The sequence below is a fragment of the Variovorax sp. 01N429 genome, assembly GCF_056399425.1.
In genome coordinates this window covers 1-25,592 of record NZ_JBFTRG010000009.1, presented here as the reverse complement: position 1 = coordinate 25,592, position 25,592 = coordinate 1, and the positions used below count along the sequence as shown (strand labels likewise).

The 25,592-nt window shown below is 64.5% G+C and carries 25 protein-coding genes; 19 read left to right on the top strand and 6 right to left on the bottom strand.

Features of this window, described 5'->3' with window-relative positions; genetic code table 11:
- Positions 1-43 precede the first annotated feature (43 nt).
- Positions 44-1,774 carry a peptidoglycan D,D-transpeptidase FtsI family protein gene (locus AC1DSF_RS17065; RefSeq protein WP_478125632.1) on the top strand — a complete coding sequence of 577 codons (1,731 nt, stop codon included), beginning with the start codon at positions 44-46 and terminating at the stop codon, positions 1,772-1,774.
- Between the two features lie 9 nt (positions 1,775-1,783).
- Here the strand turns inward: AC1DSF_RS17065 and AC1DSF_RS17060 are convergent, their stop codons facing one another.
- Positions 1,784-2,689: a LysR family transcriptional regulator gene (locus AC1DSF_RS17060; protein ID WP_478125631.1), complete on the bottom strand. Its 906-nt coding sequence runs from the start codon at positions 2,687-2,689 to the stop codon at positions 1,784-1,786.
- Between the two features lie 109 nt (positions 2,690-2,798).
- Here AC1DSF_RS17060 and gcl point away from each other — a divergent pair, with 109 nt between their 5' ends.
- The 8 genes from gcl (at position 2,799) to AC1DSF_RS17020 (ending at position 12,558) form a co-directional block, all read left to right on the top strand.
- Complete coding sequence (gcl, locus tag AC1DSF_RS17055) at positions 2,799-4,592, top strand: glyoxylate carboligase (protein ID WP_478125630.1); 1,794 nt, start codon at positions 2,799-2,801, stop codon at positions 4,590-4,592.
- A gap of 33 nt (positions 4,593-4,625) precedes the next feature.
- On the top strand, positions 4,626-5,405 hold the full coding sequence (gene hyi, locus AC1DSF_RS17050; RefSeq protein WP_478125629.1) for a hydroxypyruvate isomerase: 780 nt from the start codon (positions 4,626-4,628) through the stop codon (positions 5,403-5,405).
- 45 nt (positions 5,406-5,450) lie between these two features.
- Positions 5,451-6,347, top strand: a complete 897-nt coding sequence (locus tag AC1DSF_RS17045) for a 2-hydroxy-3-oxopropionate reductase (RefSeq protein WP_478183163.1) — start codon at positions 5,451-5,453, stop codon at positions 6,345-6,347.
- A gap of 678 nt (positions 6,348-7,025) precedes the next feature.
- The gene (locus AC1DSF_RS17040; RefSeq protein ID WP_478125627.1) at positions 7,026-9,326 is read left to right on the top strand and encodes an NADP-dependent malic enzyme; all 2,301 of its coding nucleotides are present in this window, start codon (positions 7,026-7,028) and stop codon (positions 9,324-9,326) included.
- Between the two features lie 149 nt (positions 9,327-9,475).
- The gene (locus tag AC1DSF_RS17035; protein ID WP_478125626.1) at positions 9,476-10,504 is read left to right on the top strand and encodes an ABC transporter substrate-binding protein; all 1,029 of its coding nucleotides are present in this window, start codon (positions 9,476-9,478) and stop codon (positions 10,502-10,504) included.
- 11 nt (positions 10,505-10,515) lie between these two features.
- On the top strand, positions 10,516-11,376 hold the full coding sequence (locus AC1DSF_RS17030) for an ABC transporter ATP-binding protein (RefSeq protein WP_478125625.1): 861 nt from the start codon (positions 10,516-10,518) through the stop codon (positions 11,374-11,376).
- A gap of 16 nt (positions 11,377-11,392) precedes the next feature.
- Positions 11,393-12,163 carry an ABC transporter permease gene (locus tag AC1DSF_RS17025; protein WP_478125624.1) on the top strand — a complete coding sequence of 257 codons (771 nt, stop codon included), beginning with the start codon at positions 11,393-11,395 and terminating at the stop codon, positions 12,161-12,163.
- Positions 12,164-12,243: 80 nt separating this feature from the next.
- Entirely contained in the window at positions 12,244-12,558 is a 315-nt protein-coding gene (locus AC1DSF_RS17020; RefSeq protein WP_478125623.1) for an EthD family reductase, read from the top strand.
- 28 nt (positions 12,559-12,586) lie between these two features.
- Here AC1DSF_RS17020 and AC1DSF_RS17015 read toward each other — a convergent pair whose 3' ends face one another.
- A complete protein-coding gene (locus tag AC1DSF_RS17015) occupies positions 12,587-12,985 on the bottom strand; it encodes an OsmC family protein (protein WP_478125622.1) in 399 nt (132 codons plus the stop codon).
- A gap of 47 nt (positions 12,986-13,032) precedes the next feature.
- Complete coding sequence (locus AC1DSF_RS17010) at positions 13,033-14,076, bottom strand: aromatic ring-hydroxylating dioxygenase subunit alpha (RefSeq protein ID WP_478125621.1); 1,044 nt, start codon at positions 14,074-14,076, stop codon at positions 13,033-13,035.
- A 297-nt stretch (positions 14,077-14,373) separates the two neighbouring features.
- Between AC1DSF_RS17010 and AC1DSF_RS17005 the strand changes: the two genes are divergently transcribed.
- The 8 genes from AC1DSF_RS17005 to AC1DSF_RS16970 all read left to right on the top strand — a co-directional run bounded on the left by AC1DSF_RS17005 (position 14,374) and on the right by AC1DSF_RS16970 (position 20,976).
- Positions 14,374-15,402 carry an ABC transporter substrate-binding protein gene (locus AC1DSF_RS17005; protein WP_478183162.1) on the top strand — a complete coding sequence of 343 codons (1,029 nt, stop codon included), beginning with the start codon at positions 14,374-14,376 and terminating at the stop codon, positions 15,400-15,402.
- Positions 15,399-15,920, top strand: coding sequence for a nucleoside deaminase (locus AC1DSF_RS17000; protein ID WP_478183161.1), 522 nt, complete (start codon positions 15,399-15,401; stop codon positions 15,918-15,920). Before AC1DSF_RS17005 ends, AC1DSF_RS17000 begins: the two co-directional genes overlap by 4 nt.
- A 26-nt stretch (positions 15,921-15,946) precedes the next feature.
- A complete protein-coding gene (locus AC1DSF_RS16995; RefSeq protein WP_478145181.1) occupies positions 15,947-16,294 on the top strand; it encodes a winged helix-turn-helix domain-containing protein in 348 nt (115 codons plus the stop codon).
- 133 nt (positions 16,295-16,427) lie between these two features.
- Complete coding sequence (gene modB, locus AC1DSF_RS16990) at positions 16,428-17,111, top strand: molybdate ABC transporter permease subunit (protein ID WP_478183160.1); 684 nt, start codon at positions 16,428-16,430, stop codon at positions 17,109-17,111.
- 18 nt (positions 17,112-17,129) lie between these two features.
- Positions 17,130-17,891: a molybdate ABC transporter substrate-binding protein gene (gene modA, locus AC1DSF_RS16985; RefSeq protein WP_478183159.1), complete on the top strand. Its 762-nt coding sequence runs from the start codon at positions 17,130-17,132 to the stop codon at positions 17,889-17,891.
- A complete protein-coding gene (locus tag AC1DSF_RS16980; RefSeq protein ID WP_478183158.1) occupies positions 17,888-18,667 on the top strand; it encodes an ABC transporter ATP-binding protein in 780 nt (259 codons plus the stop codon). The genes modA and AC1DSF_RS16980 overlap by 4 nt, the downstream gene beginning before the upstream one ends.
- A 27-nt stretch (positions 18,668-18,694) precedes the next feature.
- Entirely contained in the window at positions 18,695-19,525 is an 831-nt protein-coding gene (locus AC1DSF_RS16975) for an urease accessory protein UreD (RefSeq protein ID WP_478183157.1), read from the top strand.
- A 26-nt stretch (positions 19,526-19,551) separates the two neighbouring features.
- A complete protein-coding gene (locus tag AC1DSF_RS16970) occupies positions 19,552-20,976 on the top strand; it encodes an MFS transporter (protein WP_478183156.1) in 1,425 nt (474 codons plus the stop codon).
- Between the two features lie 30 nt (positions 20,977-21,006).
- On the opposite strand, the gene AC1DSF_RS16965 is transcribed toward AC1DSF_RS16970, so the two are convergent.
- Positions 21,007-21,951, bottom strand: a complete 945-nt coding sequence (locus AC1DSF_RS16965; protein ID WP_478125612.1) for a VTT domain-containing protein — start codon at positions 21,949-21,951, stop codon at positions 21,007-21,009.
- Between the two features lie 132 nt (positions 21,952-22,083).
- Entirely contained in the window at positions 22,084-23,295 is a 1,212-nt protein-coding gene (locus AC1DSF_RS16960) for a YVTN family beta-propeller repeat protein (protein ID WP_478183155.1), read from the bottom strand.
- 133 nt (positions 23,296-23,428) lie between these two features.
- On the opposite strand from AC1DSF_RS16960, the gene AC1DSF_RS16955 reads away from it, so the two are divergent.
- Positions 23,429-24,004: a sigma-70 family RNA polymerase sigma factor gene (locus AC1DSF_RS16955; protein WP_478125610.1), complete on the top strand. Its 576-nt coding sequence runs from the start codon at positions 23,429-23,431 to the stop codon at positions 24,002-24,004.
- Positions 23,991-24,671, top strand: a complete 681-nt coding sequence (locus tag AC1DSF_RS16950; RefSeq protein ID WP_478183154.1) for an anti-sigma factor family protein — start codon at positions 23,991-23,993, stop codon at positions 24,669-24,671. Before AC1DSF_RS16955 ends, AC1DSF_RS16950 begins: the two co-directional genes overlap by 14 nt.
- Positions 24,672-24,690: 19 nt before the next feature.
- On the opposite strand, the gene urtE is transcribed toward AC1DSF_RS16950, so the two are convergent.
- Positions 24,691-25,383 (bottom strand): urea ABC transporter ATP-binding subunit UrtE, encoded by a 693-nt coding sequence (gene urtE / locus AC1DSF_RS16945; RefSeq protein WP_478183153.1) that lies wholly within the window; start codon positions 25,381-25,383, stop codon positions 24,691-24,693.
- Positions 25,384-25,592: the final 209 nt, after the last annotated feature.

Below are 25,592 nucleotides of genomic sequence, written 5' to 3'. Positions count from 1 at the left end.
CGCAACGTCAGAACCCATCGGCACCCATCGGAATCCACCGTCAATGAATCGAACCGGACGCAGCGTCCAATACGCAACCAGTCCCCTCCTCGCGAGCAAAACCCCCGTCTGGCGCAGCAAACTGATCGTGGCCGCGATCGCTTTCGGCTTTCTCGTACTGGCCGCGCGCGCGTTCTACGTGGAAGTGATCGGCAACGAGTTCTTCCAGCACCAGGGTGAAGTGCGCTTCGCCCGGACGCTTGAACTGCCCGCCAATCGCGGCCGCATTCTGGACCGCAACGGAGTCATCCTGGCGTCCGACATTCCGGCGCCCAGCATCTGGGCGATTCCCGAAGACGTCGACCCCGCCGATCCAGCCACGCAGCCGAAGATGAAGAAACTGGCCGAGCTGCTCGGAATTCCACTGGCCGAACTCACGCGCAAGCTGAACGCGGACGACAAGAGCTTCGTCTGGCTCAAGCGCCAAGTGGACGACACCGTCGCCAAGCAGATTGCAGGGCTCGACATCAAAGGCATCTACCAGCGGCGGGAGTACAAGCGCCAATACCCCGAGGGCGAAGCTGCGGCGCATGTGGCGGGCTTTACCAATATCGAGGATGTCGGCCAGGAAGGCGTTGAGCTCGCCTTCGACAAGCAACTTGCCGGCAAGTCCGGCTCGCGCCGCGTGATCAAGAACCGCCTGGGCGCAGTGGTCGAGGACGTCGGCGAACAGGTGCCGCCCATCGAAGGCCATGACATTCAGCTCAGCCTGGACGACCGGATCCAGGCGGTCGCCTACGAAAAGCTGCGCGACGCCGTGACCGCGAACAAGGCCAGAGCAGGCAGCGCCGTCGTGGTCGACGCCAACACCGGCGAACTGCTCGCGATGGCCAACTACCCGAGCTTCGACCCCAACGACCGGCACAGCCTCAACGGCGAGCAGCTGCGCAATCGCGCGATGACCGACGTGTTCGAACCCGGCTCGACGATGAAGCCCATCACCGTCGCCACGGCGCTGCAACTCGGCCGCGTCACGCCGCAGACGATCATCGACACCAATCCGGGCCGGATCACCGTGTCTGGCGCGACCATCCACGACGACGAGAACTTCGGCGTCCTGACAGTCGAAGGCGTGATCCAGAAATCGAGCAACGTCGGTGCGACCAAGATTTCGCAGCGCATGACGCCCAAGGAAATGTGGGATTCGTTCACCTCGCTCGGATTCGGGCAAAAGCCGCAAACGGTATTCCCCGGCGCAGTGACCGGGCGCCTGCGGCCTTACAAGTCGTGGCGGCCCATCGAGCAGGCGACCATGTCCTATGGCTACGGGTTGTCGGCCTCGCTCTTTCAGATCGCCCATGCCTACACGGCGTTCGCCAATGGCGGCAAGGTCATTCCGATCACGATGCTCAAGTCCGACGAACCGCCGGTCGGCGTGCCGGTGTTCTCATCACTGGTCGCAAGCCAGGTGCGCAAGATGATGCACATGGCCGCCGCGCCCGGAGGCACCGCGCCACTCGCGCAGACCGAAGGCTATTCGGTCGGCGGCAAGACCGGCACCGCCCACAAACAGGTGGGCAAGGGCTACGCCAGCAACAAGTACCGCGCCTGGTACACCGGCATGTCGCCGATCGACAAGCCACGCGTCATCGTCGCGGTGATGATCGACGAACCCAGCGCGGGCAAGTACTTCGGCGGGCTCGTGGCCGCGCCGGTGTTCAGCCAGGTGGTGCAGCAGACCTTGCGGATTCTGAATGTGCTGCCGGATCTTCCGGTCGCGTCGCAGGCACATTGACGCATCGCGTCAGCCGCTGGTCCACCACCTCTCCCCAAAACGCCCCTGCAGGAAAGCCACAAAGCTCGACACCTTCCCCGGCACGAGCTTGGGCGAGGGAAACACCGCGTGGATTTCCTGCTCGGCCAAGGCGTGGTCGGCGAGCACTTCGACAACGTGCCCCGTGGCAAGTGAGTCGCTCGCCACATAACGCGGCATCAGCGCGATGCCCAGCCCCGCACGCGCGGCGGCCAGCACTGCCGACACATTGTTCGAGCGCAACCGGCCTGACACTGGCACCGTGACCGGCTCGCCCCTCGGCGTGTGCAGGTGCCAGACATCGTCGCCCACCACACTGCTGTAGATCAACGCCACGTGGGCGCTCAGGTCCTGCGCCTTCTTCGGCATTCCGTGCTCCTTCAGATAGTCCGGCGCCGCGACCATCACCCATGGATTCATGCCGAGGAACCGCGCACCCAGGGACGAATCGGCGAGCTTGCCCATGCGGATCGCCACATCGATGCCCTGCGCAACCAGGTCGACGTAGCGGTCCTCGAAGCTCAGATCGACTTGCACCTGCGGATGGCGCGCCATGAATTCGAGCGCAAGCGGCACCATCACGCGGCGACCAAAGGCCGTCGAAGTGCCGATCCGCAGCAATCCTTGCGCCTGCGACTGCCGCAACTTGACGACGCTTTCCGCTTCCTCGGCGTCGCGCACGATCGCCTTGCACTTCTCGTAGTACAGCGCGCCGGTCTCGGTGAGGCTCACGCCGCGCGTATTGCGGTTGAGCAAGCGCGCCTTCAGCCGGGTCTCGGTCGCCGCGATCTGCTTTGTCACGGTCGGCTGGGTCGTATTGAACTCGCGCGCCGCCTTGGAGAAGCTTCCGGTCTCCACCACGCGCACGAACATCTCCATTGCAAGCAGTCTGTCCATTCGCGGATCGTAGCCAGTTATTCCGCCTTGGAATAGGTTTTATGGCCCCCTGCCGTCTTCTGCCGGATGCCTCGAATTCCTAAAGTGCAAGCACCCAAGGAGAACAGACATGACAAAGATGACCGCGGCCCAAGCCGCCGTGCTCGTGATGGAAAAAGAAGGCGTGACGCAAGCCTTCGGCGTGCCCGGCGCCGCCATCAACCCGCTGTATTCGGCCCTGCGCAGGCAAGGCAGCATCGCGCACATCCTGGCGCGCCACGTCGAGGGTGCCTCGCACATGGCGGAGGGCTACACGCGCGCCGTGGCCGGCAACATCGGCGTATGCATCGGAACCTCCGGCCCGGCGGGCACGGACATGATCACCGGCCTCTACTCCGCGTGGGCGGATTCGATCCCGATCCTCTGCATCACCGGGCAGGCGCCACGCGCAAGGCTCTACAAGGAAGACTTCCAGGCGGTGGACATCGAATCGATCTCCAAGCCGGTGACCAAGTGGTCGGTCACGGTGCGCGAGCCCGGCCAGGTGCCGCAGGTCTTCCAGCAGGCCTTTCACCTGATGCGCTCGGGCCGACCCGGCCCGGTGCTCATCGATCTGCCTTTCGACGTGCAGATGGCGCAGATCGAATTCGACATCGAAGCCTACACGCCATTGCAGCCTTACAAGCCGGCTGCCACGCGCGCCCAGATCGAGAAGGCGATCGGGATGCTGAATGCGGCAGAGCGTCCGCTGATCGTCGCGGGCGGCGGCATCATCAATGCCGATGCGAGCGAGCTGCTGGTACGTTTCGCCGAAGCCACCGGCGTTCCGGTGATCCCCACGCTCATGGGCTGGGGCGTGCTCCCGGACGACCATCCGCTCATGGCGGGCATGTGCGGCCTTCAGACGAGCCACCGCTATGGCAACGCGACGATGCTCGCCAGCGATTTCGTGCTCGGCATCGGCAACCGCTGGGCCAATCGTCACACGGGCTCGGTCGAGGTCTACACCAAGGGCCGCACCTTCGTTCACGTCGACATCGAGCCCACGCAGATCGGCCGCGTGTTCACGCCCGACTTCGGCATCGTGTCGGACGCGAAGGCGGCGCTCGAACTCTTCGTGCAGGTCGCCGAGGAATTGAAAGCCAAGGACCGCCTGCCCGACCGCGGCGAATGGGCCAGCGACTGCCGTGATCGCAAGAAGACCATGCTGCGCAAGACCAACTTCGCGGATGTGCCGATGAAGCCGCAGCGCGTGTACCAGTGCATGAACAACAACTTCAGCCACGACACCTGCTATGTCAGCACGATCGGCCTTTCGCAGATCGCGGCGGCGCAGTTCCTGCACGTCTACAACCCGCGCCACTGGATCAACTGCGGCCAGGCCGGCCCCTTGGGCTGGACCATTCCGGCCGCCCTGGGCGTGCGTGCGGCAGACCCCGCCCGCAAGATCGTTGCGCTCTCGGGCGACTACGACTTCCAGTTCATGATCGAAGAACTCGCCGTGGGTGCGCAGTTCAAGCTGCCTTACATCCACATCGTGGTCAACAACTCCTACCTCGGATTGATCCGCCAGGCACAGCGCGGCTTCGAGATGGACTATTGCGTGCAACTGGGCTTCGACAACATCAATGCCGGAGAAGACAGCGGCGTCGAGCGCAGCTACGGCGTCGACCATCTCAAGGTGGTCGAAGGCCTCGGCTGCAAGGCGATCCGCGTCTACAAGCAGGAAGAGATGACGCCGGCAATCAAGCAAGCCGAGAAGCTGATGGCCGAGTTCAGCGTGCCGGTGGTGATCGAGGTGATGCTCGAGCGGGTGACCAACATCGCGATGGGCACCGAGATCGACGCCATCAACGAGTTCGAGGCACTTGCCGAAAGCCGCGAAGACGCACCGACGGCAATTGCCGCTTCGATGCTCGACTGACTGGTCATTTCCGATTCCCGAGGAGACAAGACAATGCCCAAATTCGCAGCCAATCTGACGATGCTGTTCAACGAGCTGCCTTTCATGCAGCGCTTCGAAGCCGCTGCCAAGGCGGGATTCAAGGCGGTCGAATACCTGTTCCCATACGCCTACGACAAAAAGGAACTGGCCGCTGCACTGCGCACCAACGGCCTCGAACAGGTGTTGCACAACCTGCCAGCAGGCAACTGGGAAGGCGGCGAACGCGGCATCGGCTGCCACCCCGATCGCACCGGAGAGTTTCGCGAAGGCGTGGCACGCGCCATCGACTATGCGACAGCGCTTGGATGCCCGCAGGTCAACTGCTTGCTCGGCAAGTTGCCCGATGGCCTGACGTCCGCCGACGCACGCAAGATAGTGGTCGATAACCTGGATTTCGCGGCGAACGAACTGCAGAGCGCGGGCATCCGGCTGCTGATCGAACCCGTCAACAGCTTCGACATTCCCGGCTTCTATCTGACCCGAACCGACCAGGCCCTGTCGTTGATCGAAGAGGTCGGCTCGCCCAACCTGCTGCTGCAGTACGACATCTATCACGCGCAGCGGATGGAAGGCGAACTCGGCAACACATTGACCAAGAACATCACGCGCATCGGCCACATCCAGCTGGCCGACAACCCCGGCCGAGGCGAGCCGGGAACGGGCGAGATCAACTACCCGTGGCTCTTCAATCACATCGATTCGCTCGGCTACTCCGGCTGGATCGGTTGCGAATACAAGCCGCGCGGCACGACCGTCGAAGGCCTCGGATGGCGCTCGGCGCTCGCTCACTGACCCACAAGGCAATACGGCCATGAGGCCACAAGGAATCTTCAAGACATGTCCAACAGCAACGCACAGAAAATCGGCTTCATCGGTCTCGGCATCATGGGAGCCCCCATGGCGGCTCACCTGCTCGATGCGGGTCATCAGCTTTGTGTGAACACGCGCGGCACCACGCCAGAGCCCTTCGCCTCGCGATCGATGGTTTGCGCATCGGCGACCGAAGTCGCGCGGCAAGCCGATATCGTCTTCATCATGGTGCCGGACACTCCCGACGTGGAGAAGGTGCTGTTCGGCGAAGGCGGCGTGGCGGCGGGCCTGTCCAAAGGCAAGATCGTGGTCGATTGCAGTTCCATCGATCCGATCGCAACCAAGGGATTCGCCCGGCGGATCATCGACCTTGGATGCGGCTATGTCGACGCACCGGTCTCCGGCGGCGAAGTGGGCGCAAAGGCAGCGAGCCTCACGATCATGTGCGGCGGCGACGAAGCAAGCTTTGGCCGCATCCGCCCCCTCCTCGAAAAGATGGGCAAGAACATCACGCTGGTCGGCGGCGTGGGCGATGGCCAGGTGTGCAAGGTCGCCAACCAAATCATCGTGGCGCTCAACATCGCGGCAGTCGGCGAAGCACTGGTGTTCGCGTCGAAGGCCGGCGCCGATCCTGCCAAGGTTCGGCAGGCGCTGATGGGCGGCTTCGCGTCTTCACGCATCCTGGAGGTGCATGGCGAACGAATGATCAAGCGAACCTTCGCACCTGGTTTCCGGATCGCTCTGCACCAGAAGGACTTGAACCTGGCCCTGCAAGGCGCGCGATCGATCGGCGTGGCACTTCCGCAGACCGCCAGCGCGGCACAGCTCATGAATGCTTGTGTGGCGCTCGGCCATGGGCAGGAAGACCATTCAGCGCTGGTGCGGGCGCTTGAGGCCATGGCGCAGCATGCCGTGGCTTCTTGAGGCTCTTCGAAGAGTTTGATGGGGGTGGCGGAGGCGGGCGGTGTGCCCTGGGCCGGCCGACGTCACCGGCCGCTGCGCGGCTTCCCTGCGCTGCTCACGGTACGCGGGGTCCGCGCGAAACTCGCCTACGGCTCAAACACGCGCAGCCCTGATCCGCGTACCGCTGCGCTGCTCGGCGGTGCCTCAACGGCCGGCCCAGGGCACACCACCCGCCTCCGCTGGTAGGTTGGGGGTAGTTTGTCCGCCGCCATCGCCGTCACCAGCGCGCAGGCCATGGACGTTCGAGACGCGCGCATCAGCCGCACAACCACTGAGCCCGGTATGCGGTGTGGGCTGTGGCGACCCTTCTGTGCCGCCGAAGCGCGCAGACTCAGGCGGATCAGGGCCGCGTGTGTTTGAGCCGTAGGCGAGTTTCACGCGGACCCCGCCTGAGTCGAGCACTGCAGGGAAGTCCGAAGGACCGGCACAGCGGGGTCGCCACAGCTCACACCGCATACCGGGCGCCCCCCAAAAAGGCCCACCCCGCTTCACCAACAACCCACTCACCCCCCAACTCACCCCTCGTTCCACAGATGAATAATCCAGAAAAAAAGCAGAGCAACTACCACCCCCATTCCCCCCTCACGAGCCAAAGTTTGGGTTAGCCTCTCTCTTAGCCAAGAAGCAAGGAGACACCCGATGGCCAACGCACTTTCCCCCGCCGAAGAGGCCCTGCGCGATGCAGCACGCGAATATCACCGCTCGCCCGTCAGAGGCAAGATCTCGATATCGCCCACCAAGCCTCTCCTGAACCAACGCGACCTGTCCCTGGCCTACTCCCCTGGTGTCGCCTATCCCTGTCTGGACATCGAGGCCGACCCGTCGCTTGCGGCCGAATACACCTCTCGCGGCAATCTCGTCGGCGTCGTCACCAATGGCACTGCCGTGCTCGGACTCGGCAACATCGGCCCGCTCGCCAGCAAGCCCGTCATGGAAGGCAAAGGCTGCCTCTTCAAGAAGTTTGCGGGCATCGACGTCTTCGACATCGAGCTTGCTGAAAACGACCCCGACAAGCTCGTCGAAATCATTGCCGCGCTCGAGCCCACTCTGGGCGGCATCAACCTTGAAGACATCAAGGCGCCCGAGTGCTTCTACATCGAGAAAAAGCTGCGCGAGCGCATGAACATCCCCGTGTTTCATGACGACCAGCACGGCACGGCCATCATCTCCGCCGCAGCGCTGATCAATGGTCTCGAGCTTGTCGGCAAGAAGATCGAGAACGTCAAGATTGCAGTGTCCGGCGCCGGCGCGGCCGCCATCGCGTGCCTCGACGTCATGGTGGGACTCGGCGCCAAGCGCGAGAACATCTACGCTGTCGACTCCAAGGGCCTGATCTACGTCGGCCGGCCCGGTGGCTTCGATGATTCGAAGACGCGCTATGCGCAGAAAGACACCGGCGCCCGCACGCTGGCGGACGTCATGAAGGGTGCGGACGTGTTCCTCGGCTGCTCGGCACCCGGCGTGGTCTCGCAAGACATGGTCAAGAGCATGGGCAGCCAGCCGATCATCCTCGCGCTGGCCAATCCGGAGCCCGAAATCAGGCCCGAACTTGCCAAGGAAGTGCGGCCGGATTGCATCATCGCCACCGGCCGCTCGGACTATCCGAATCAGGTCAACAACGTGCTGTGCTTTCCGTACATTTTCCGTGGCGCACTCGACTGCGGCGCCACCAAGATCACGGAAGAAATGAAGCTGGCTTGCGTGCGCGAGATTGCCGAACTCACCAAGGCGGACATCAGCGAAGAAGTCGCCACGGCTTATGCCGGCCAAGAACTCGCTTTCGGCGCCGACTACATCATCCCCAAGCCCTTCGACTCGCGCCTGATTTTGCGCATTGCGCCGGCGGTTGCCAAGGCCGCGCAAGCCTCCGGCGTGGCTACCCGCCCCATCGAAGACCTGGAAACCTACCGCCAGCACCTGACACGCTTCGTCTACCAGACCGGCATGTTCATGCGCCCCGTGTTCACCGCGGCCAAGTGCGCGGTTGCCAAGCGCGTCGCCTTTGCTGAAGGTGAGGATGACCGCGTGCTGCGCGCCGCTCAGTTGGCTGTCGACGAAGGTCTTGCCAAGCCCATCCTCGTGGGCCGCCCGGCGGTCATCGAATCACGCATCCAGAAGGCCGGCCTGCACATCAAGCTGGGTACGGACGTCGACTGCGTGGATCCTGAAGACGATCCGCGCTTCAGGACCTACTGGGAGGCTTATCACAAGATCATGGGCCGCCGCGGCATCACGCCGGAGGCATCGAAAGCCATGGTGCGCCGCTCCAATACGACCATCGCATCGCTGATGGTCCACCTCGGCGATGCGGACGCCATGCTGTGCGGGCTCGTCGGCCGCTTCGACAGCCACCTGCGAATCCTGCACAACGTGCTCGGTCTGAAGCGCGGTGCACCGGGCTTCGCGACGCTGAATGCGCTCACGCTGCAGAAGTACACGCTGTTCATCGCCGACACCAACGTGCATGAGGATCCAAGCGCCGAAACGCTCGCAAACATCGCCTTGATGGCCGCGGAGGAAGTGCGCCGCTTCGGGCTGCCGCCCAAGGTGGCATTCCTGTCGCACTCGAACTTCGGCTCTTCCGAGCGCGGATCGGCCCGCAAGATGCGACAGGCACGCGACCTGTTCGCGAAGATGGCGCCCGACATCGAATGCGACGGCGAAATGCACGGCGATGCCGCGTTGTCCGAAGAGGTACGTCGCAAAGCCCTGCCCGAAAGCCCGCTGACGGGCGAAGCCAACCTGCTGATCTGCCCGAACCTGGACGCCGCCAACATCCTCTTCAACGTCCTGAAGATGACTGGCGGAAACGGCGTCACGGTCGGCCCGATCCTCATGGGTGCCGAAGGTCAGGCGCACATCCTGACACCTTCGGCCACCGTGCGGCGCGTGGTCAACATGACGGCGCTCGCGGTCGCGAACGCGAACTCGTCCAGGTAGGCACTGGTACTGCCTGCTATCCGGCGGGCGGGAGCGTAGGGAACCACCGGTCTGGCTGGCCGTGGCTCACTGAAAGGGTTCGCACCAAGTGCGTGCAGGCATCGTTTTTGCTTCAATTCCGTGCATTCACCAAAACACGGAATCTCTGCATGAACAAGCGCCAACTGCTTCAGTCCTTCCTCGCCGCCTCGGCACTCAGCTTCGGCCTGGGCGTCGCCCATGCCGAGACGACACCGATCAAGTTCCAGCTCGACTGGCGCTTCGAGGGACCCGGCGCTTTCTTCACGCATCCGGCGGCCAAGGGCTACTTCAAGGCGAACGGGCTCGACGTCACTGTCGACGCCGGCAATGGCTCGGGCGGCGCGGTCACGCGCGTGGCTTCGGGCGCCTATGACATGGGCTTTGCCGACTTGGCGGCGCTGATGGAGTTTCATGCCAACAACCCTGACAGCCCGAACAAGCCCGTCGCGGTGATGATGGTCTACAACAACACGCCGGCTTCGGTCATGGCGCTCAAGAAGAGCGGCATCACAAAGCCCGCCGACCTCACCGGCAAGAAGCTCGGCGCACCGGTGTTCGATGCCGGCCGCCGCTCTTTCCCGATCTTCGCCAAGGCCAACAACATCGGCGCGGTGAACTGGACCGCCATGGACCCGACGCTGCGCGAAACCATGTTGATGCGCGGCGACATCGATGCCATCACCGGCTTCACCTTCACCTCGCTGCTCAACCTCGAAGCGCGTGGCGCCAAGACGGCGGACGTGGTGATCCTCCCCTATCCCGACTTCGGCGTGAAGCTCTACGGCAACGCCATCATCGCGTCGCCCAAGCTCATCAAGGAAAACCCCGCCGCGGTGAAAGCCTTCCTCGTGGCCTTCACGAAGGGCGCGAAGGAAGTGATCGCCAATCCTGCCGTGGCCATCGAATCCATCAAGGCCCGCGACGGCATCGTCAACAGCGAACTCGAAACGCGCCGCCTCAAGCTCGCGATCGACACCGTGGTCAACACGCCGGACGCACGTGCGGAGGGCTTTGGCCAAATCAATACCGGCCGTCTCGCGTTGATGGCCTCGCAGGTGTCGGATGCTTTCGGCACGAAGACTCGCGTGAACCCCGACGCGGTGTGGAACGGTTCGATGCTGCCCACGTCCACCGATCTCAACATTCTTCGCAAGTAATGAAGGGGCCAATGAAGGGGGCGGACACCACACCCCTGGTCACGCCCTTCGTCGATTTCCAGGACGTCTGGCTCGCCTACAACGAAGAGCTGCTGCGCGCCAATCACTTCGCAGTCGAGGCGATCGACCTGAAGGTCAACCGCGGTGAATTCATCGCCATCGTCGGACCCTCGGGCTGCGGCAAGTCGACCTTCATGAAGCTGACGACGGGTCTCAAGATGCCCTCGATGGGCAAGATCCGCATCGACGGCGCGCCTGTCACGGGCCCGCTCAAGATTTCGGGGATGGCCTTCCAGGCGCCATCGCTGCTGCCGTGGCGGACCACCGTGGACAACGTGCTGCTGCCGCTCGAGATCGTCGAACCCTACCGCTCGACTTTCAAGGCCAGGCGCAAGGAATACGCGGAGCGCGCAAGGCGGCTGCTTCAGAAGGTCGGGCTTGGCGGCTATGAGGACAAGTTCCCGTGGCAGCTCTCCGGCGGCATGCAGCAGCGCGCGAGCATCTGCCGTGCGCTGATCCACGAACCCAAGATGCTGCTGCTTGACGAGCCCTTCGGCGCGCTGGACGCCTTCACGCGGGAGGAGCTCTGGTGCATCCTGCGCGACCTCTGGACGGAGCAGCAGTTCAACGTGATTCTGGTCACGCACGATCTGCGCGAATCGGTGTTTCTGGCCGACACCGTGTACGTGATGAGCAAGAGCCCCGGCAGATTCGTCGTGAAGCGCCACATCGACCTGCCCCGCCCGCGCGAACTCGAACTGACCTACACCAAGGAGTTCACCGACATCGTGCTTGAACTGCGCAGCCACATCGGCGCGATCCGAAGCACCACCCCGGCGACGGCTCAAGCGCCCGCCACAGCCCCGCAGTGAAAGCCGGCAAGACAGCATGAAAAACAACAAGCAAATCGAACGCTGGTCGCCCTGGCTGCTGCTGGTCGCCGTCATCGTGCTGTGGCAGGTCATCTGCTCAGGCTTTGGCGTGTCGGAATTCATCTTTCCGAGCCCCTGGCGCATCTGGACGCAGTTCTGGGAATTCAAGGAAATCATCGCGGCCCATGCGTGGCGCACCTTCTGGGTCACGATGGCGGGCTTCGGCATCGCCATCGCGGTTGGCGTGTTGATGGGCTTCGTGATCGGCAGTTCGCGCATTGCGTATGCGGCGGTTTATCCGCTGATGACGGCCTTCAACGCACTGCCCAAGGCGGCATTCGTGCCGATCCTCGTCGTGTGGTTCGGCATCGGCATCGGGCCGGCGATCCTCACGGCGTTTCTCATCAGCTTCTTCCCGATCATGGTCAACATCGCGACGGGCCTCGCGACGCTTGAACCCGAGCTTGAAGACGTGCTGCGCGTGCTCGGCGCCAAGCGCTGGGACGTGCTGGTGAAAATCGGCCTGCCGCGATCGCTGCCGTATTTCTACGGTTCGCTCAAGGTCGCGATCACGCTGGCCTTCGTCGGCACCACCGTCTCGGAGATGACGGCCGCGAACGAAGGCATCGGCTACCTGCTGATTTCCGCCGGATCATCGATGCAGATGGGACTGGCCTTTGCGGGGCTGATGGTGGTGGGTGCGATGGCGATGGGGATGTACGAGGTCTTCAGCGCGCTTGAAAAGCACACCACGGCGTGGGCGCATCGCGGTTCGCAGAATGAGTGAGCGAGTGACTGAATCTGAATGACACTCGACGCCGTGAGCGGCATCTCCTATGCTTGCCTGCTTGCACACAGGAGACCCTCATGATCAAAGTCAGCGTCATGTACCCGCATTCCCCCGGCGCCCGGTTCGACCACGACTACTACCGTGACTCGCACATGCCGATGCTCAAGCGGTTGATGGGCGATGCCTGCAAGTCCTACACGATCGACAAGGGCATCGCCGGCGGCGCACCCGGCGCGCCACCCGTGTATGTGGGCATGTGCCATCTCTTCTGCGACTCGGTCGAAGCTTTCCAGGCGGCCTTCGGCCCGCACGCGAAGGAGATCCTGGCCGACGTCGCGCACTACACCGACCTGAAGCCGGTGATGCAGATCAGCGAAGTGGTCGTCGGCTGAACTTCCGGATCCGGAGTGCCCGGTTCCGTCAGACGAGCCGCGTCTCGATCTCGGTCTTGACTTCGGTCATCAGCCGGTGCAACGGGCACTTGGCCGCCACGCGCAGCAACTCGGCGCGCTGCTCTTCACTGAGATTGCCCGTCACTCGCAACGATGTGTCGAGCCGGTAAGTGCCTTGGCGCTCCTGGGTGTCGTCGCGGTCGACGATCACCTCGATGTCCTCTACCGGGATGCCCTTGCGCTGCGCGTAGACGAGCACCGTCAGCGCCTTGCAGGCCCCCAGCGATGCGTCATAGAGGTCATGCGGCGAAGGCCCCGCATCGTGCCCGCCTGCCGATGGCGCGGCATCGATCGGAATCTCGTGCGCACGGATCTTGACGATGTGCCGGGTGCCGGTAATGCCGTCGCGGCGTACAGTGATGCTCATGGAGGTCTCCTGATGGTGCAGCCAGCATGGTAGCGACCCGGCGGACTTCAGCCATGCACTTCGGCCTCGCCGTGCCTGGCGAGCAACTGCATCAGGTGTTTGCGAATCAGCATCCCGGGCCGGTCCGATTCCATTGAATATTCGACACCGCGGCGCCGCGTGTCGACCAGCGCATCAGGATCGGTGGATTCAAGAATGTCCTTGTCCTCGCGCGTGATCTCCTCGTCGAAGTCGATGAGCATCCGAGCAGGGCAATCGGCTTCCGTGTCGTTGCGAAACAGCCATTGGCACAGCTGCATGCGGCCATCGTCGATGGGCGTGAAGCAGTTGATGATGATGTGGCGAATGCCCGAGGGATATTCGATGTCGAGCCGGCGTGAGAACGGCAGGAAGTAGGCGTTGCGCATGTGCCGCGTGGTGATCGGATCCGTGACGCCGCTGATCGCATGGAACTTCGCCGGGTTCGCCGCCTGGATGACGGTCTCCGCATAAAAGCCGTTGTCGTTCTCGATCAGCTCGTACTTGCTCGGTTGCGGGCTGGCCGCCACGCCGAAAGTCGCACGGTGCACGAAGCTGAAATGCGAGTTGTCGAAGGAGTTCTCCAGCGCGCGCATGGGGCTGGTCTTCCACTCTTCATGGAACTGGAAGATCGTGCGAAAGGCTGGATCATCAAACTCGGGGATGTCCGGAATCGGCGCGATCGGCGCTTCGAGCGCCACCCACGCGTAGCCGTAGCGCGCCGTGCAGTGGTAGGCGGTGGTCCTGTAGTCGGGCGAGATCTTCCGATCGGGCTCGTACTGCGGGATGCGGATCACCTGTCCGCTCCGGTCGTACGTCCATCCGTGATAGCCGCACTGGAGCGCCCCCTGCCCGCAAGACTTGCCCTCGCCGTCGACGCACCAGCCCTTCGAAAGCTTTGCGGTGCGATGGCAGCAGCGATCGCGCAATGCGGCAGGTTCGCCTTTGGCGTCGAGGAAGAGCACGATGTTTTCGCCCAGCAGCGTGAAGGGCTTCGGCCCCTGCTGCAGGTCTGCCAGTGGCATGACGGCATGCCAGAACTTGCGGAAGACGGGTTGTTGCGTGACGAGCATGAAAAGACTCCTTCGGGTGTGCGCACGGACGACCATGAAAGAGCAATTTCCCACCGCAAGCCGCCTGTGATTCCAGGCACGCCGGGCTGAACGCTTCTACTCTGCGCGGCTACTCACGCAAGTTGCAGGCCTGCATTTCGCCGTGTTCGGCTGGCACGCGTCATGCAATGACGGTTCAAGAGTAGAAGCGTTCAGCTGCGCACGCATCTCACGCATGCGCCGCCCGGAAATTGCTCTTGAAGCGACCCGCCGCGAGGCGGGCGATCAAGACCCACGACTTTCCGGAGATCTCCCGTCATGCAACGCCGTACCTTCTTCACTTCCTGCGCAGCCGGGGCCGCCGCCCTCGCCGCTCCCTCTGTGTTCGCGCAGGGTTCGAAGCTCACCCCGCTGAAGTTCACGCTCGACTTCCGCATCAATGGCCAGACGTCGCCCTTCTTCCTCGCCGAGACCAAGGGCTACTACAAGGACGAAGGCTTGGACGTGACGATCGACACGGGTGCGGGCTCGGTCGCCTCGATCACGCGCATCGCAAGCGGCGTTTACCAACTGGGCCTTGGCGACATCAGCTCGCTGATCGAGTTCAATGCGCAGAACCCCGGCACACCCATGGTGCAGGCGGTCTATCAGTACTACAACCGCGCACCGTTCGTGATCATCGGCCGCAAGGACCACGGCGTCGGCGACAACTTCAAGAGCCTTCAAGGCAAGAAAGTTGCCGCCGCAGCGGTGGAGTCGACGCGCCGCGCGTGGCCCCTGGTCGCGCGCAAGCAAGGCATGAGGAGCGACGCATTGCTCTGGCAGACCACCGACTTCAGCGCGCGCGACAACGTGATGGTGCGCGGCGACGTCGATGCGGCCACGTACTTCCATGACTCGGCCGTGTCGCTTTTCGCGCGCATGAAGATGGACGAACTCTCGGTGCTGAAGTATTCGGATGCGGGCGTCGATTTGTACGGAAACGCCATCCTCGCCAGCAGCAATCTGATTGCGCAGAACCCCAAGGCGGTGGCCGCTTTTCTGCGCGCGACCAACCGCGCAATCGTCGAGACCTTCGCGAACCCGGCGCCGAGCATTGCTGCGATGCGGCAGCGCGAGCCCATCCTCGATGCGAAGGTTGAACTCGACCGCTGGGGCATCACCGCTCAGTACGTGGGCGCGGCGGACGCGCGGGCCGACGGGCTCGGCGCCATTCGCAAGCTCACGCTCGAACAGCAAGTCGACGAAGTGGCCGACGTGTTCGGCCTGAAAAGCAAACCCTCTGCAGATGCCATTTTCAACAGCTCGATGCTGCCTGCGCGCACTGAACGTAGCATTCACGCATGAGTGCACCAAATACAGACATCCTTCCTCCGGAAGCCCAACTCGACGAGCGCGACGGACGGTATCTCCGTAAAGCCATCGTCTGGTCGCATGCGGCGCGACGACGCGGTAATCGCCCGTTCGGCGCAGTGGTGGTTTCCGCCGCCGGCGAGGTCTTGGCCGAAGCCTTCTGCAACACAGCCGAAACCGGTGACGTGACAGGCCACGCCGAGACCAACGCAGTCCGCATGCTCGGCGAACGCAAGCTGTCGCGCGAGGAACTGGCCGGCGCAACCATCTATTCGTCGGGCGAGCCCTGCGTGATGTGCGCCGGCGCGATCTTCTGGTCGAACATCGGCCGCGTTGTGTTCGGCATCGACGCCGAGCGACTGCGCGTGTTCCGCGGGGAGCACGGCGACCAGCGCGACGCCGAACTGTCGTGCCGGGATGTGTTTCGCTCGTCACCGCATCCGATCGAATGTATCGGCCCGGCGCTGATCGACGAGGCGAGCGCGGCGCACGTCGGGGCGTGGAAGACCTGAACGCGTGATCGATTAACCTCCCCAGCATGAAATCCAAAGTGCAGTTCCGCCTGCGCATCTACAGGGACGACAGCATCGCCATAGGCCCCGGAAAGATCGCCCTCCTCGAAGCCATCGCAGAGACCGGTTCGATCTCGGCCGCCGGACGACAGCTGGGCATGTCGTACCGACGCGCCTGGATGCTCATCGACGAGATGAACCGCGCGCTTAGTTCGCCCGCGGTCAGCACAGCCGCTGGCGGCACGCATGGCGGCGGAACGGCGCTCACGCCTGTCGGCGAACAGCTCGTGCGGCACTACCGCGCGATCGAGAGCACGGCGCGCGTCGCGGCCGCGGCGGACATCACCGCATTGACGCGCCTGCTGGCGCAATGAGTTGCACGATCGGGAGCGATCGAAAGATCGTTTCGCTGTATCGCTCAGGATATGGAGGTGGCCGAGAATTGACGTCCGGCTATCGTTCTTTGACGCTTGCTGAACCCCCGTGCAACAATGCCGTCATTCCCATATGAACACGACGCCCTCGCTGCTTGCCTCGATGGACTGGTCACCGCTGGTGCTGTCGGTGAAGGTCGCTGCATTCGCGACATTGCTGGCCCTGCTGGCCGGCGTGGCGCTCGGATGGGTCTTTGCGCGCAAGCAGTTCCCGGGCTCCACGCTGCTCGAAGCGCTGTTCATGCTGCCGCTCGTGCTGCCGCCGACCGTGATCGGCTACGGCATCCTTGTCGCCGCAGGGCGGCGCAGTCCGCTCGGCAGTTGGCTTCGCGAGCACTTCGACTACACCATCATCTTCAGCTGGCACGGAGCCGTCGTAGCCTCGGCCGTCGTGGCGTTGCCGCTGGTGCTCAAGTCCGCGAGTGCGGCGTTCAATGGCGTCGATCGCTCGCTGGAAGCCGCCGCCAGCACCCTGCGGCAGTCACCGCTTTCGGTTTTTGTGCGCGTGACTCTGCCGCTTGCCTGGCCGGGCATCCTGGCGGGCACCCTGCTGGCGTTTGCGCGAGCCATGGGTGAGTTCGGCGCTTCGCTGATGGTGGCCGGCTCCATCCCCAAGCAGACGCAGACCCTTTCAATGGCGATCTACGACGCAGCCCAGGCCGGGAACGACGATCTCGCGCTGGTGCTGGTGATCATCACGTCGCTGCTGTCGATCACCGTGCTGGTTCTTTCGAACCGCTTCTTCTCCCTCCGCTGAATTCGAAGAGTCGCACCCATGCATATGTCGCGTTTCGCCGCTTCCCTCACCGCGGTCATATTCGCACTGGCCCTTCCGCTGGACGCTGCCGCCCAGCAGATCACCGTGTCGGCAGCCGCAAGCCTGACGGATGCATTCAAGGAACTCGGGCCGAAGTTCGAGGCCAGCAAGCCGGGCGCGACGGTCCGGTTCAACTTCGCCGCTTCGGGCGTGCTGCTGCAGCAAATCAGCCAGGGCGCGCCCGTGGATGTGTTCGCCAGCGCGGACAAGGAAACCATGAACCGCGCCACCGAGCAGAAGCTGATCGACGCCGCCACGCGCAAGAACTTCGCAAGCAACAGCCTCGTCCTCATCGAACCGGCCAAGGAAGGCGTGGGCATCAAGTCGCTGCAGGACCTGAGCGGCGCCGCCGTCAAGAAGATCGCGATCGGCAAGACGGCGACGGTGCCCGTGGGCCGCTACACCAAGGAAGTGCTCGACGCAGCCAATCTCTGGACCTCGCTGGAACCCAGGTTCGTGCAGGCCGACAGCGTGCGCCAGGTGCTCGACTACGTGAGCCGGGGCGAGGCCGAAGCGGGATTCGTCTATCGCACTGATGCAGCAGTCATGGGCGACAAGGTCAAGGTCGTGCTGACTGCGACCGGCCACACGCCGGTGACTTATCCGGTCGCGGTCATCGCCGACAGCAAGGAAAAGAGCCTGGCGCGAGATTTCATCGCCTTCCTTTCGACAGACCCTGCGCAGCAGACGCTGGCGCGATACGGCTTCGGCAAACCGTGATCGATGTCGATCTTCAACTGACTGTCACGGACAACGCCAGGCGTTTCGATCTTGCCGCACGCTTCGCGACGGATGTTCCTTTCGCGGCACTCTACGGCCCTTCGGGCGCAGGCAAGTCGCTCACATTTCAGGCGATCGCAGGGCTGTTGCACCCGGCTCGCGGCCATGTGCGGCTGGATGGGCGCACGCTGTTCGATTCGACGCGGCACATCGACATCCCAGCGCCCGAACGCCGCATCGGCTATCTCTTCCAGAACTACGCCCTGTTTCCGCATCTCTCGGTGCGCGACAACATCGCATTCGGGCTCACCTCCTGGCGCCACCGAAGAATGTCGCGTAAAGACAGCGACCGTGTCGAAGCCCTGCTGCGAAGCTTCGATTTGACCGCCATGGCCGACAGCAGGCCCCGGACGCTCTCTGGCGGCCAGCAGCAAAGGGTGGCGCTGGCTCGCGCACTGGCGTGCCGGCCGCAGGTTCTGCTGCTCGACGAGCCCTTCGCCGCGCTCAATCCAATGCTGCGCAGCAGTGTTCGCCAGGACCTCGCGATCATGCGCCGCGAGTGGGGTATTCCGGTGCTGATGATCACCCACGACATCGACGATGTGCTCGAACTCGCCGACGTGGCATTCGTCTATCAGGCGGGCCAGGTCGTGCGCGAGGTCGACTTGCGCAATGGCGGCACGCGCGAGTTCATGGCGCAGAAGCTGGGCGTTCCCCCGCGCAGGGAAGAGACCCCGCTTCGCGGCAAGCTTCGCCGCCTTCTCAGAGGCGAGTAGCGTCACGCTGCCCCTACACTCGCGTTCATGCCATGGCACGCGCGTCTCGAACTCGACTATCAGCTTGAAAACCATCGCAGCGTTGCGCGATTCAGCCACGACGGCCCCCTGCGCATTCTCCAGAGCCTCTACCCGGAGGGCGACGCCGTTTGCCACAACGTTCTGGTCCATCCGCCCGGCGGGCTGGTGGGCGGCGACACGCTGGACATCCGTGTGCGTGCCGCACCCGGCAGCCATGGCCTGATCACCACACCCGGCGCAAGCCGCTTCTACCGCTCTGATGGCGAGCTCGCGCTGCAACGCACCGAGCTGACGCTGGACGCCGGCGCACGCCTCGAATGGTTGCCGCTCGAAGCCATCTGCTTCAGCGGCTGCCGCGCGGAAAACCGGCTGATGCTGCGCGCTGCGCCCGGCGCCGAGTTGATCGGCTGGGATGTCACCGCGCTCGGGTTGCCCAACGCCGGCAAGCCCTTCGAGCAAGGCACGCTGCAGCAGCACATCGAAGCACCGGGGGTCTGGCTCGAACGCGGACGCATCGATGCATCCGACCATCGGCTGCTTCAGAGCCCTGTGGGCTTTGCGGGCAATCGCTGCATTGCGTCGATCTTCTTCGTCGCCGGTTCGCCAATTGCCCGCGAGCGGCGCGAGGCTGCGCTGGACGCCGCACGATCGCTGATCGACGGGCACGCGCTGCAGGAAAGCGCCGGCGCGACCAGCCCGCATGCGGAAATCATCGTCGTTCGCGCGCTCGCGCCGGTAGTCGAACCCGCGATGCAACTGCTGCGCAAGATCTGGATGGCCTGGCGCGCCGAACTCTGGAAGCTGCCCGGCCAGCCGCCGCGCATCTGGGCGATGTAGAAGGACGCGGCCGGACCGAAGCCGACATGGACTCCGCACGCAGCGACATCCCGGCCCGCCTCGACCGCCTGCCCTGGTCGCGCTGGCACTGGCGCGTGGTCATCGCGCTGGGCGTGGCCTGGGTGCTCGATGGGCTCGAAGTCACGCTGGTCGGCTCCATCGGCAGTGTGCTGGAGCGCTCCGACACGCTGGCACTCACCGCAGCACAGATCGGCGCTTCCGGGTCGCTCTACATCGGCGGCGCGGTGATCGGCGCGCTGGTGTTCGGCAGGCTCGCCGACCGGCTGGGGCGCAAGCGGCTCTTCCTGCTCACACTCGTGATCTACGCGGTCGCCACGCTGGCGACGGCCTTCTCGCCGGGATTCATCTTCTTCGCCGTGTGCCGATTCGCGACGGGGCTGGGGATCGGCGGCGAATACGCAGCCATCAACTCCGCGATCGACGAACTCATTCCGGCGCGCGTGCGTGGCCGCGTCAATCTGACGATCAATGGCAGCTTCTGGATCGGTGCGGCGCTGGGCGCAGGCCTGAGCCTGTGGCTGCTCGATCCGCGCGTGCTGGGCCCGGTGCTGGGCTGGCGCGCCGGCTTCGCGCTCGGGGCAGTGCTGGCGGTGGCGATCCTGCTCGTGCGGCGTGACGTGCCGGAAAGCCCGCGATGGCTGATGACGCATGGCCGCGCGGCTGAGGCCGAAGTCATCGTGCAGCAGATCGAAGCGCAAGTGGCGGCGCAACATGGCGCACTGCCTGCCGCTGCCGGCCATGTGGCTCTCGGTGACGGCGCCCGCCCCGGCTGGCGCGAAGTGGCGAGTGTCCTGCTGCGTCGATATCCACAGCGCAGCATGGTGGCGATGGCGTTGATGATTTCGCAGGCGTTCTTCTACAACGCCATCTTCTTCACTTACGCGCTGGTGCTGACGCGCTTTCATGGCGTGCCGGAAGGCAAAGTCGGGCTCTATATTTTTCCGTTCGCGCTTGGCAACGTGCTGGGGCCGTTGCTGCTGGGGCCGCTCTTCGACCGCGTCGGCCGTCGCCGGATGATTGCGCTGACCTATGTGCTCTCGGGTGCGGGGCTGGCGCTCACGGGCTGGGCTTTCATGCAGGGCTGGCTCGATGCGCGCAGCCAGGCGCTGTGCTGGTCGGCCGTGTTCTTCCTGGCGTCGGCCGCGGCCAGCTCTGCGTATCTCACGGTCAGCGAAGTCTTTCCGCTGGAGATGCGCGCGGTCGCGATATCGATCTTCTATGCGGTGGGCACCGGCGCGGGCGGCTTCGTCGCGCCGGTGCTGTTCGGTGCGCTGATCGAAACCGGCAGCCGAGGCGCCGTCGCCGCGGGCTACGCATTCGGGGCCGTGCTGGTGATCGTGGCTGGCCTGATGGCGCTGCGCTGGGCGGTGGATGCGGAGCGCAAGCCGCTCGAGGAGATTGCGCCGCCACTCGGCACCGAGGGGCACTGAGGGGCACTGAGCGGCACTGACGAGCGCTGATCAGTATTGCAGGGTCGGGTGCCCAGCCTCGACCCAGGCTTCGAGACCGCCTGCAAGCGGGCGGGCGCGCTTCATCCCTCGCGCCAGCAGTGCCTGCGCACCGAGCGCGGCCGAAATCTCATTGGGGCAACTGCAATACAGGATGATCTCGCGGTCATCGCCTTCGAAAGGCAGTCGGGCTCGCCGCTGCTGGATTTCCTTGAGCGAGATCGGCAGCGCACCCGGAATGCGCCTCGGGTCGACCTGCACGCCCCCTTCGCCCCGCACGTCGATGACGATCGGCGGCGGCTCGCCCTCCAGCAACCCGAGCAATTCACCGACGGTCACCCGCGGCAACCCCGTGAGACGCAGCATGACGCGACGCCGCCAATAGCGAAACGCCACGAACACGACCAGCGCAATCACCAATGCAACGACAGCGACTCCGCCTGCCTCTGAAAGCGTGTCCAGCACGGACTGGATCTGGTCGCGGAACAGCCAGCCGAGCGCCAGGAAAATCGCGGTCCACATCAGCGCCCCGGCGGTCTCGAAAGCGAGAAAGCGCAGCGAGCTCATGCCCAGCGCACCGGCCATCGGCGGTGCCACCACCGACACGCCCGGCACGAACTTGGCCGCCACCAGGGAGAGGCCGCCCCAGCGCCCGATCATCGTTTCGCTGCTGCGGACGCAGGAATCGGGCGAGACCGAGATCTTGCAGAGAAGGCGCATGAAGCGATAACCGTAGAGCCGGCCCGCGTAGAACCAGACCCCATTTCCCAGCACGTTGCCCAGCCAAGATGCCGCCACCAGCGCCACGACCACCAGCGGCTGCGCCGCAGCGGCCAGAGCGCCGGCCACCACGAGCAAGGGCGCTGCCGGCAAGGGCAGCCCGATCCGCGAGACAAAAGTGGCGATGAACACCACCGCCACCGCGTGCTCGACCATGAGAGCGGTCAATTGATCCACGCGGCGCTCCCGGGTGGCGATGGGCGAACGGACGGGCGCAATGACATGGCGGGTCTCGGGCTGTGAAAGCAGCCCAGAGCGTAGCGCGTCCGCGATGCCAGCGTGCGCGATCGCCCCGCCGCGGACCGAGGCTCAGTTCACCGTGACGCGCGCCGTCATGTAGGGATGCACGGAGCAGACGTAGTCGTAGACGCCCGCCTTCGAGAAGGTGCGGCTGAAATCCTGCCCCGGCAGCATCAGATCGGTACCCGGTGCGCCGTCCCCAAAGGCAATGCCATGCGGCGCGCCGTCGTGGTTTGTCCACGTCACGCGCTGCCCGGCCGCGACCACCAACTGCGCCGGCCCGAAAGCGAAGTTGTCGATCGACACCTTGGCCGTTGCGCCGCCGCCAGCCGCGTGCTGCACAGCCACCTTGCGCGGTGCCGTACCGACCGGAATCGTCGCCACCGGCCCGCCAGCCAGCGTGACCACGCTCACGTCGTTCGACCCCTCGTTAGTGACCATCACCTTCGAGTGGTCGGGCAGCACATCCACCCAATGCGGCTGCTTGCCCACCGAGACGCTGCCGGTGGCCGTCCGCGTGGCCGGGTCGAAGAGCATCAGCTCGCCCGGCCCCTGAACCACCACCACGCCCGAACGCGTGTCAGCGAAGTGGTGCGCCACGTGCGGCGATACGCCGGTCGGAATCTCTCCCATCACCTTGTTCGATGCCGGGTCGAACACCTGCACCGCGCTCAAGCCCGCCAGCGTGACATACAGCGCCTTGCCGTCAGGGCTGAATTCGAGATCCCGCGGCGTCTTTTCGACAGGCACGCTGGTCGTCACTGCACGCGACGGCAGGTCGATGACCACCAGCGCGAAGTTGCCGGGCGTCTGCGAAGAGACATAGGCCTGTCGTCCGTCCGGCCGAATCGCGATCGTGTGCGGCTTGGGCACAGGCACCGTGGCCGCGACGTCGTGCGTCTTCGTGTCGACCACCGCGACGCGGTCCTCACCGTTGACTGCGACCAGCAGCCAGCGCCCGTCCGGCGTCAGCGCCACGCCCTGCGGCCCCTTGCCGACCTCCACTGTGCCTGTGACCTTGTCGCTCGCGGTGTCGATCACGCTGAGGCTGGTGGCGCCCGAGCCGCTGACAAACACCTGCGTGTCGTCCCGCGCGACGGCGATGCCGTCCGGCCCTGTCGCCACCGGCACCGTCGCGACGACCCGGCCGGCCGCGGTGTCTATGACGCTGACGGTGTTGTCCTTGAAGTTGCCGACATAGGCCTTGGGGCCCGCAGCAGTGGCGGAGGCCGCCACGCACAGTGCCGTCAGCGCGGCGACGAGGATCGAGGATGGTTTCATGAAGGGACTCCTAAGTAGGGCGAGAAGGAACAGAATCGCCATCACGCATGACGGCCCGAAGCCCTCGCCTATTCCCTGAAAAGTCTCCGGAATAAATCGCCGACCCCGTCCGTCATGCAGGGGAAGGACTTCGTTGAACGACCGCACGCGCCGATTCGAGACCGCGGCCCTGCCGCACCTGCCCGCCGCCTACAACCTGGCCCGCTGGCTGCTGCGCGACGACCAGCAAGCCGAGGACGCGGTGCAGGAGGCCTGCTTGCGCGCGTTTCGCTTCTATGACGACCTGCGCGGCGAAAGCGCGCGGCCGTGGCTTTTGGGGATCGTGCGCAACGCCTGCTATGACGCCATGCGCCAGCACCGTCATCTCGCCGATCAGGTCGAATTCGACGAAGTGCGTGACAGCGGCGTGGACGCGGCCGGCATCGGATCGCGTCCGCGCGACGGCGGCGATCCGGCGATCTCATGGGAACGCCGCGCGCTCGGGCGCCGCGTCGACGCCGCCATCGAGGCGCTCGCGCCGCCGCTCAGGGAGGTGATCGTGCTTCGCGAACTGGAAGAGATGTCGTATGAAGAAATCGCGCGCATCGCCGGGATTCCGGCCGGGACCGTGATGTCGCGCCTTTCGCGCGCCCGCGCCCTTCTGCGAGACGCGCTGCGTGAAGAAGCACCCGCCCCGAAACCTGGAGCCCAGCGCGATGCAAGCACCTGAAGACGACGAACTCGGCTTGCTGATCCGGCGCGAAGCCACCCGGCATGCACCGCCCCAAGCGCTTGCCGATCGAATCGGCGCGCAACTGCGCAATTCGGAGGTGCAGCCGGTGGTTCGTCGGCAGCCGCCCGCCCGTTCATGGCGATGGCTGCAGGCGATCGCGCTTTTCGGGGCCGGTGCGGCCACGGCCTGGGGCCTCGCGTTCACGCTGTTGCTCGGGCCCACTGCGGAGTCGCTCGACGACGCTGTCGCCGACAGCCACGTGCGTTCCCTTATGGCGGCGCATCTCACCGACGTCGCGTCGTCGGACCATCACACTGTCAAACCCTGGTTTGCCGGCAAGCTCGACTTCTCGCCGCCGGTCGTCGATCTCGCCGCCGAGGGCCAGCCGCTGATCGGCGGGCGCCTCGACTACATCGAAGGAAGGCCCGTCGCTGCGCTGGTCTATCGATCAGGCCAGCACATCGTCAACCTCTTCATCTGGCCTGCCTCGAACGACAAGGCGAAGCCGCCCCGGATGCTTGTGCGACGAGGCTACAACCTTGTGCAGTGGACGCAGGACGGCATGCAAGTGTGGGCTGTGTCGGATCTGAACGCAGCCGAGTTGCAGGCGTTTGCGAAGCTGGCGCGCGAGCGGATGGCCGCTGCGGAACCGCCCGTGCGTTGATAAGGATCAGCGGTCAGCGTCAGATCGCGACCATCTGGCGCACGCCTTGTGCTTCCATGTCCTTGCCCAGGCCGCGGGCAATGACCTCGCCGCGCTCCATCACCAGGTAATCGTCGGCGAGTTCTTGTGCGAAGTCGTAGTACTGCTCGCACAGCAGGATCGCCATGTCGCCACGGTCCGCGAGCATGCGGATCACGCGGCCGATGTCCTTGATGATGCTGGGCTGGATGCCCTCAGTGGGCTCGTCGAGGATGAGGAGCTTGGGCTTCGGTGCAAGAGCGCGGGCAATGGCGAGTTGTTGCTGCTGGCCGCCCGAGAGGTCGCCGCCTCGGCGGTTGAGCATCTGCTTGAGGACGGGGAAGAGGTCGAAGAGCTCCGGAGGGATGGGCGTGCTGCCTGGTTTGTAGGCGAGGCCCATGCGGAGGTTTTCCTCGACGGTGAGGCGGGCGAAGATTTCTCGGCCCTGGGGGACGAAGCCCATGCCTGATCTGGCTCTTTCGTAGGGGGTCTTTTTTTGGATGGGGGTGCCGTTGAATTCGATGGTGCCGCTTTTGATGGGGACCAGGGCCATCAAGGACTTGAGGAGGGTGGTTTTGCCTACGCCGTTGCGGCCTAGGAGGACTGTGACCTTGCCGAGTTGGGCTTGCAGGGTGACGTCTCGGAGGATGTGGGAGCCGCCGTAATACTGGTGGATGTTTTTTACGGTTAGCACGTTGGGCTCCTCTGGTATTGGGGTGGTTTGTTGTTGTCCGTGTTTGCGGGTTTGAGGGTGGGGGCCGGGACTCGCCCCGGCGGGCGACTTCCTTTTCTTTGCTTCGCCAAAGAAAAGGAAGCAAAAGAAAGGCGACCCTGCTGTGGGCGTCCCTTCGCTGCGCTACGGGCAACCTGCGGTGCTCGCTTTTCGTGGGGTCCGCGCCGCGC

Bases quoted from the DNA above. Each gene is read 5' to 3' on its own strand.
- AC1DSF_RS17065 (WP_478125632.1), top strand. From the start codon at position 44: ATGAATCGAACCGGACGCAGCGTCCAATACGCAACCAGTCCCCTCCTC.
- AC1DSF_RS17060 (WP_478125631.1), bottom strand. From the start codon at position 2,689: ATGGACAGACTGCTTGCAATGGAGATGTTCGTGCGCGTGGTGGAGACC.
- gcl (WP_478125630.1), top strand. From the start codon at position 2,799: ATGACAAAGATGACCGCGGCCCAAGCCGCCGTGCTCGTGATGGAAAAA.
- hyi (WP_478125629.1), top strand. From the start codon at position 4,626: ATGCCCAAATTCGCAGCCAATCTGACGATGCTGTTCAACGAGCTGCCT.
- AC1DSF_RS17045 (WP_478183163.1), top strand. From the start codon at position 5,451: ATGTCCAACAGCAACGCACAGAAAATCGGCTTCATCGGTCTCGGCATC.
- AC1DSF_RS17040 (WP_478125627.1), top strand. From the start codon at position 7,026: ATGGCCAACGCACTTTCCCCCGCCGAAGAGGCCCTGCGCGATGCAGCA.
- AC1DSF_RS17035 (WP_478125626.1), top strand. From the start codon at position 9,476: ATGAACAAGCGCCAACTGCTTCAGTCCTTCCTCGCCGCCTCGGCACTC.
- AC1DSF_RS17030 (WP_478125625.1), top strand. From the start codon at position 10,516: ATGAAGGGGGCGGACACCACACCCCTGGTCACGCCCTTCGTCGATTTC.
- AC1DSF_RS17025 (WP_478125624.1), top strand. From the start codon at position 11,393: ATGAAAAACAACAAGCAAATCGAACGCTGGTCGCCCTGGCTGCTGCTG.
- AC1DSF_RS17020 (WP_478125623.1), top strand. From the start codon at position 12,244: ATGATCAAAGTCAGCGTCATGTACCCGCATTCCCCCGGCGCCCGGTTC.
- AC1DSF_RS17015 (WP_478125622.1), bottom strand. From the start codon at position 12,985: ATGAGCATCACTGTACGCCGCGACGGCATTACCGGCACCCGGCACATC.
- AC1DSF_RS17010 (WP_478125621.1), bottom strand. From the start codon at position 14,076: ATGCTCGTCACGCAACAACCCGTCTTCCGCAAGTTCTGGCATGCCGTC.
- AC1DSF_RS17005 (WP_478183162.1), top strand. From the start codon at position 14,374: ATGCAACGCCGTACCTTCTTCACTTCCTGCGCAGCCGGGGCCGCCGCC.
- AC1DSF_RS17000 (WP_478183161.1), top strand. From the start codon at position 15,399: ATGAGTGCACCAAATACAGACATCCTTCCTCCGGAAGCCCAACTCGAC.
- AC1DSF_RS16995 (WP_478145181.1), top strand. From the start codon at position 15,947: ATGAAATCCAAAGTGCAGTTCCGCCTGCGCATCTACAGGGACGACAGC.
- modB (WP_478183160.1), top strand. From the start codon at position 16,428: ATGAACACGACGCCCTCGCTGCTTGCCTCGATGGACTGGTCACCGCTG.
- modA (WP_478183159.1), top strand. From the start codon at position 17,130: ATGCATATGTCGCGTTTCGCCGCTTCCCTCACCGCGGTCATATTCGCA.
- AC1DSF_RS16975 (WP_478183157.1), top strand. From the start codon at position 18,695: ATGCCATGGCACGCGCGTCTCGAACTCGACTATCAGCTTGAAAACCAT.
- AC1DSF_RS16970 (WP_478183156.1), top strand. From the start codon at position 19,552: ATGGACTCCGCACGCAGCGACATCCCGGCCCGCCTCGACCGCCTGCCC.
- AC1DSF_RS16960 (WP_478183155.1), bottom strand. From the start codon at position 23,295: ATGAAACCATCCTCGATCCTCGTCGCCGCGCTGACGGCACTGTGCGTG.
- AC1DSF_RS16950 (WP_478183154.1), top strand. From the start codon at position 23,991: ATGCAAGCACCTGAAGACGACGAACTCGGCTTGCTGATCCGGCGCGAA.